This is a genomic window from Streptomyces cahuitamycinicus, from assembly GCF_002891435.1.
Taxonomy (GTDB): Bacteria; Actinomycetota; Actinomycetes; order Streptomycetales; family Streptomycetaceae; genus Streptomyces; species Streptomyces cahuitamycinicus.
Map to the genome: position 1 here is coordinate 1 of NZ_POUC01000857.1, position 1152 is coordinate 1152.

Annotated in this window: 2 protein-coding genes; both read left to right on the forward strand. The window is 68.3% G+C overall.

The window, feature by feature from the left end; genetic code table 11:
* Positions 1-797, forward strand: a 797-nt coding sequence (locus C1J00_RS43450) for a cytochrome c oxidase subunit I (RefSeq protein ID WP_180989925.1), incomplete at its 5' end; no start/stop codon positions are given.
* Positions 798-802: 5 nt separating this feature from the next.
* The gene (locus tag C1J00_RS43455; RefSeq protein WP_102914239.1) at positions 803-1144 is read left to right on the forward strand and encodes a hypothetical protein; all 342 of its coding nucleotides are present in this window, start codon (positions 803-805) and stop codon (positions 1142-1144) included.
* Positions 1145-1152: the final 8 nt, after the last annotated feature.

Below are 1152 nucleotides of genomic sequence, written 5' to 3' on the forward strand. Positions count from 1 at the left end.
TGATCGGCGCGACCATCGCGATCGCGGGTCTGTCCGTGACGGTGTGGGCCCACCACATGTACGTCACCGGCGGTGTGCTGCTGCCGTTCTTCTCCTTCATGACGTTCCTCATCGCCGTCCCGACCGGCGTCAAGTTCTTCAACTGGCTCGGCACCATGTGGCGCGGAAGCCTGTCGTTCGAAACGCCGATGCTGTGGGCGACCGGCTTCCTGATCACGTTCGTCTTCGGCGGGCTCACGGGAGTGCTGCTGGCTTCGCCGCCCATCGACTTCCACGTCTCCGACTCGTACTTCGTGGTCGCGCACTTCCACTACGTGATCTTCGGGACGGTCGTGTTCGCGATGTTCTCCGGCTTCCACTTCTGGTGGCCGAAGTTCACCGGCAGGATGCTGGACGAGCACCTCGGGAAGATCACGTTCTGGACGCTGTTCATCGGCTTCCACGGCACGTTCCTGGTCCAGCACTGGCTGGGCGCCCAGGGCATGCAGCGGCGGATCCCCGACTATCTGGCGGTGGAGGGCCTGACGACCCTCAACACGGTGTCGAGCGTCTTCTCGTTCCTGCTCGGCATGTCGATGCTGCCGTTCTTCTACAACGTGTGGAAGACGGCGAAGTACGGCGAGAAGGTCGAGGTCGACGACCCGTGGGGCTACGGCCGCTCCCTGGAGTGGGCGACCTCCTGCCCGCCGCCGCGCCACAACTTCGTCGCCCTGCCGAAGATCCGCAGCGAGTCCCCGGCGTTCGACCTGCACCATGACGCCATCGCCGCGGCGGAGCGGGAGTTGACGCTCCGGTGACCGCCATGGAAGGGCTCCCCGTGGATGTGCGGGCGTTCCACAACGCCGTCGAGGGCCATCTGCTGGCCGCCGCCGCGCACGAGGAGGCCCGTACCGCCGCCGCCCGCTTCGCCGCCGGGCTCGACTGGCTGACGGAGGCGCAACGGGCGCAGGTGGAGCGGCAGTTCGCGGCGGAGCATCTCGGCCTCGCCCGGGCCTCGTGGCAGCGCACGGCCCGGCGGGGTGAGGAACTGCGGGGCGAGTACGAGGGGGTGTACCGCAGGCTCCGCGCGCGGCTGCTGGCCGGGTTCCTGCTGGGGGGCGCGTTGGTGGTGGCGGCGGATCTCGTGGTGCTGGTGTCGGTCTAGCCGCGGGT